The 5,515-nt window shown below is 65.4% G+C and carries 4 protein-coding genes and 1 pseudogene; 3 read left to right on the top strand and 2 right to left on the bottom strand.

Annotation, left to right across the window (positions count from 1 at the left end):
- Positions 1-1,088, top strand: a 1,088-nt coding sequence (locus tag AB0N17_RS45050) for a DUF2993 domain-containing protein (protein WP_366017498.1), incomplete at its 5' end; no start/stop codon positions are given.
- A 206-nt stretch (positions 1,089-1,294) separates the two neighbouring features.
- On the opposite strand, the pseudogene AB0N17_RS45055 reads toward AB0N17_RS45050, so the two are convergent.
- Positions 1,295-1,459, bottom strand: a pseudogene (locus AB0N17_RS45055) (transposase); the annotation flags it as partial.
- A gap of 395 nt (positions 1,460-1,854) precedes the next feature.
- Positions 1,855-2,718: a hypothetical protein gene (locus AB0N17_RS45060; protein ID WP_366017499.1), complete on the bottom strand. Its 864-nt coding sequence runs from the start codon at positions 2,716-2,718 to the stop codon at positions 1,855-1,857.
- A 1,063-nt stretch (positions 2,719-3,781) separates the two neighbouring features.
- Here AB0N17_RS45060 and AB0N17_RS45065 point away from each other — a divergent pair.
- Together AB0N17_RS45065 and AB0N17_RS45070 are read left to right on the top strand one after the other, a co-directional pair.
- Positions 3,782-4,018 carry a hypothetical protein gene (locus AB0N17_RS45065; protein WP_366017500.1) on the top strand — a complete coding sequence of 79 codons (237 nt, stop codon included), beginning with the start codon at positions 3,782-3,784 and terminating at the stop codon, positions 4,016-4,018.
- A 462-nt stretch (positions 4,019-4,480) separates the two neighbouring features.
- Positions 4,481-4,783, top strand: coding sequence for a hypothetical protein (locus tag AB0N17_RS45070; RefSeq protein ID WP_366017501.1), 303 nt, complete (start codon positions 4,481-4,483; stop codon positions 4,781-4,783).
- Positions 4,784-5,515: the final 732 nt, after the last annotated feature.

Here is a 5,515-nt window from a genome sequence, read left to right on the forward strand (position 1 = left end):
GCAACGACGACACCGATGAGCCATGGGCACCGCCCAACCACAGGCGTGGCAGCCGCCGACGCAACCGAGCCACCGGCCTGCCCACCATCGTGAAAGTCGTAACCTGGGCCCTCACTCTCGCCTGCCTTCTCACCCTCGCTGACCGCTGGGCGCTGCTCTACGCCGAGCGCACAGCCTCCGAGCGGCTCAAGGACCAACTGCATCTGACTGCGGCTCCCGAGGTAACAATCGGCGGCTTCCCGTTCCTGACCCAGCTGGCGGAACAACGCCTGGATTCGGTCAGGATCACCGTCCCGGATGTTCCAGTCCACCGGGTCACCGTCGCCCAGGTCACCGCCACGGGCTACCGGATACGCATCGACGGCGACGGCCCCACTGCGGTGCACGGCGCGCTCGTTTCACAGATGCGCGGGCAAGTCTTGCTGTCCTTCGCCGACATGAACCGCGAGCTCGGCGCCTCACAGGTGGCCTTCACCGCCAGCGGCGCGGACCGCATCGAAGCACTCGGCTCCCTGCGCATCGCGGGAGAGGATCTGCGCGTACAAGCCCACGTCCGCATCAAGCGCGAGGGGGACCGCGGCATCGCCACTTCTGTGGACGGCATGCGGCTCGACATCGGCGACCTCGCGACATACCGGCCCGGCACCGGCCCCACCGAGGGGCTTCACCTCACTCCCGCATCAGCGCGCCGGCTCACCCAGCAAGGGGAGAAGATCAAGGCACTTCTGGCCATGCCGGAGATCGTGCGCCGCCTTGGTGTGCCCGATGACGGGGTGCGCCTGGCACTGCGCGACGAGGACAAGCTCCATGAGCTCACCGGCGCGCCGCGCTTCCTGCACGACCTGACCCGGGTAAACCTGGTGGACACGGCGCTCGCCTACCCGAAGGTACTCAAGCGGCTGGGCCTTGACCCGTCGCTTCTGAACGCGCTGACAAAGCTCACCCACCCGCAGATCGCCGACCGCTTCTCTTTCTCCTTCAAACTCCCGAAACCATCCGCAGGCACCCTGCGCCTGCAGCGCGTATCAGTGGGCAAGGACGGCATCCATGCCGACATCAGGGGGACGGGACTGCTCCTGGGACGCTGAGGCAGCACGTGCTCCCCTCCGGCAGGAACGACCTGTCGCATGTCGTGGACCTGTGATCAAAGCTGGGGCCGGCACACAGGCACCGTCCCGTTCTTCACAGGGAATCCCCCCCGTCTTCAGGCGGGGAGGGAATCCGATCCTGAGCCTGCCCTGCGGCGTGAAGGGCTGCAGCATCGCTTCCGTCATGTTCCACCAGCGGCCCGCGCTCAGTCGGGCCGCTTCTGATTCTCGATGTAGTCCTTGACCACGGTCAGCGGTGCCCCGCCGCAGGAACCGGCATAGTAGGAGCCGGACTAGAACCGGCCGTGCAGGATCGCCTGGTTCACGCGGCCGGTGAACTCCTGCCGCAGGCGCCGGGAGCTGACGCCCTTTCCTTGGCTGTGGCAGCGGCATCCAGGCACAGCCCGGCCGGGATGGAGAATTCGACCAGTTGAACACCGACTATGCCGCCGTCTGGGATCGATCCCGCATGTACGCCGCAGCTGGTCCCGCCCGGCTGCGGGCCCGCACTTGACGCCGTCCCACGTGGGTGAAGTCACCTTTTTCTGCGGCGCCTTCACCCGCCCATCGAGCGTGCCGGGGGGCAGATGTGCATCGTGGACGCGGGTGGGTCCGCCACTGCCTCCGTGGTGGGCGGACCGCGCCTGCTTACGTGCTGACGGCGCCGACTACGACGCGGAGGGCCTTATCCAGGAACTGCCACGGATTGGTGCGTGAGCCGCACCCGGACGACAGCGGCGTCGCCGAAGCCAGCCGCTTCTGTGCACTAGCTTGCTTGGGGCGGCTCCGGGCTACGGCCAGTCAACATCACGATGTACGCCTGGACGGCTTCCACGTCAATGCCGGCGAGGTAGGCGGTCTCTGTGTGGCCGCCATACTTCATCTGATCGGCGGTCAACGCTTTTGGGATGCCTTGTCCGCGCACCCAAGACTTGATTTGACGCTCGAACGCCCACGCATCTCTGGTGAGGTCGAAGTCCCAACGAGCGACCAGCGTCCAGCCTTGGGAGACATGCTGGGCCAGCCTCTGCTCGATGTTGGCGATGCCCCACTTCAGCGCCCGGAAGCCGTCGTGGACGAGGAGGTAGAGATATCCGGGCTTGGTGGGGCCGATGCCGCGCTCTGCACAGACGGGGCAACCTCCCTGCACGCCCCGGATGTTGTGCAGAGTCGGGCCGGGGTCCAGGACCGTCTCACACCTCCTGCAGCGTGCTTTCCAGGGCTTTTCTGTGCTGCCGGGATAGGGAACGAGCGGATCGAGTGCCTTTTCCAGCATGCTGGCGATGGCTTCCTCCTCGTCGAGCCGCAGCGCGTCTGCGATCTTTTCCGAGCGGCATGACCAGCATTGATGCCCCCGCCACCTGACCTTCGCGTAGGTCGGAGTTCCGACGTGTTCGCAGCGCATGCAGCGGCACAACCAGGGCTGAAGTGATCCAGGATAGTCCACGAGAGGCTCCAGGTCGGCCTCGACCATGGTCTTCCGCGCGAACTCGTCACTGACATCGCGTCCCGCGCAGTTGCTGCAGCCGCCACGGCCCTTCTGAACGTGTGCCAACTTCTTCGGCTTGATCGCCCCGCAGTGGATGCATCTGGCAGTCCACGGTTTCCCTGCGCCCGGGTAGTCGTCCACTGGGTCCCAGCCCCACTGGAGCATGACGGAGCAAGCCTCCGCGCCGTCGCGGATGAGCTTTGCTGCGATCTTGCGCGACCGACAGGTTCTGTTGCAGACCCCCGTCCCCTTGTTGACAACATCGTTGTAGCGTGGCGAACTCACCTCATTGCAGGTCAAGCACAGGCACTTCCAGGGCAGTTGAGTGCCAGGGAAGGGCTCTAGAGGGCGTGCACCCCGTACACGCATTGCTTCGACGGCGTCGGTTTCGGTTACTCTTCGTGGCACTTGATAGCCCCCTGAAACGTGACACTGTGCGGGCGTAGTCGGCTGCGCCCTTAAAGGGGAAATCCTATTCCATAGCCCATGCGGCCGTTGGCCCGAAAGCAGTAACTCGTAGGGGGAGTTTAGCCCTCGACCCGGTGGCCATGCAGGGTGCCTGGCTCTGATCTTGCGCAGTGCTCAGGCCTTTGGGCCGGAGGTGAAGCGCATCGTCGGCCCGCAGGCGCGCAGCGGGAGGTAAAGGACGCTCTTCGACGGCGCGCGCGTCCACGGCACCGAGGCACCTGACGCCGGCAGCGGTCGTTGCGTACATGGAACGGTCGCGTTTTCAGGCGGGGCTTGGACGTGGCCGCTGTGAGCAGACTCCGTCCCACCTGGAGAAGTTTTTTGGGGCAGCTCAGCTGGGCTGTCGCCCGCCACTCTCACCCGCCTCTCAGCGCAGTGGCAGGCCGACTACCAGACGTTCGGCGGGCGTGATCTGGCCGGCTCCGGCTATGTCTACGTCTGGGCCGGCGGCATCCACCTGCGCAACCGGCTTGCAGAGGCGAAGCCCCTGCTGTACGCCCCCCGTCCAGCCTCACCTGTTGACGAAACCCATAGGGGCACCCCCGGCGCGCGGGTTCGTGTGGCACACCCTGACGCGGGCGGTGAACGGCCGCCCTACTCCTGTCCCTGTCGAGGGCCCTCGATCAGCGAAACGCTGCGCCGACGCACGCCGGTCGTTCTCCTCCGCCCTGTAACCTCCCCCGAGGCCAGAGGCACCACCTACGTGGGTGTCGGCGGGGACATCGTCAACACCAGCGTGGCACCCCTCATCGACTCCCGCGTAACAGCCAACACGGCCGACACCAATGGTGGCGGCATCTTCAACGTCGGCACGCTGACGCTGACCCGCTCCATGCTGGGTCACAACACCGCAGGGGCCCAGGGCGGTGGCATCTACAATGACGGCACTGCACAGCTGAGGGGATCGCGGGTGGTGGCCAACACCCCGGACAACTGTTTCCCGCCCGGGACCGTCCCTGGCTGTACCGGCTGACCGCCAGCGCGCTGCTACCGGAGGTCTGTCCAGCGAGCTTCTTCAGCCCGGCCACTGATCGGGTGACGGATTCGGGGCCATAACGAGCAGGGATCCCCAGCTGTTGGGCGAAATGTCGACGTCTCAACCACCCGGACAGGGAGCCCTGGTGGTCACTTGTCCGTGCGCACTGCAACTCCCGCGTGCCCTCGGCGCCTCCTGGTGACGTCGGCTGGAGGCAGCCCTTCGGTAAATGAGCGCGGGTATCCGCAGATCTCCGGCGAGCGCCGCTCAGGCGGCTGATCCCGTGCGCTACGGCATGTAAAATATTTCTCGCGCTTCTTTACAGATCGCACCTTGTGGCGATCGGCGGCAGCATGGATCCTCCCTCAGGAGGCAGCTAGCCCGCTGCTGGGCACTGCCCAAAGCAGGAATCTGGAGACGTGCATGTCGAGTTCAGCAAGAAGAGTCATTGGAAGACTGATGGCCACGGCGATAGCAACGGCGCTCATCGGAGCGGGCTTTACAACCAACGCATCGGCTGTCACCCCGACCGACAATGCAATCTGGAAACTTGTGAAGCCGCACTGTGAAGCGGCAGGATACACCCAGACCATGATGTTTCCGCAGTATGAGTGTTACTACCACAAGGCCACAATAAACCTGCCGGGATCAGTTTGCTATTATCTCGTCCAGGTCCCTGCGAGCGTAAGCCCGGTCTGGAGGGGCACTTATTTCGTCCCGGGTGGCTATTTCGGCGACAATTGTTATGCAGGTGGCGAGTGACCGCCCCCCGGCTTTGAAGCCTTTACTTGCGACCTAAAGCCCAGTCGGAGTACCGAGGCACCGGACTCTCAGCAGACGTGCTCGTACGACCCGCCTTCTGCCCGGAGCCTTTCCAGGGAAACGTTCGCGGCAGCGTCACGCTCCCGGGGCGAGTCGTATTGTATGTGTGCTCGGCCGTGGCAATGAGCTGTTCGAGCTGGCGGTCGCGGTGCTGTGTGTCCGGCTCGCCTGGCCGCCGAGGCAGGGGAGCGAATTCCCTCCGTGGCGACCGGCATCGCCTGCTGCCCGCTGCAGTGGCGGGTGTTCCTCTGCGGGCATGGGAAGCGGACAGCGACCGCAGGACTGCCACCCGTGTCCCGCCCGAGGTCACTCACCGAGAGAAGTCGCGGTTGGCTCTGGACATGCTCGACACTCGACACGCTGGCTGAGTGGGCCGCCAGTCGGCGGGGCCGCCGCCTGCGCAACCAACACGCGCATGCAGGCTGCCTGGGCGGACTATGGAATCGACTCCGTGCTGGCCGTCCTCGTGGATGTGACTGCCCACCCGTCACCCGCGGAGCCCGAGGCGCCAGACGGCAACGGGGCCATCTGCTGCTACAAGCGACTGCTCCGCCTCACCACATAGGACACGGTCTAAAACCCCGGTCTTGAGCCTCATGTTCACCGCCATTTCCTCGCGGCAGTGCACACGCGGGGAGTTACGGTCCTGCTTCGCCGCTGTGCCCCTCCGCC

Source organism: Streptomyces sp. NPDC051133 (assembly GCF_040682635.1).
Taxonomy (GTDB): domain Bacteria; phylum Actinomycetota; class Actinomycetes; order Streptomycetales; family Streptomycetaceae; genus Streptomyces.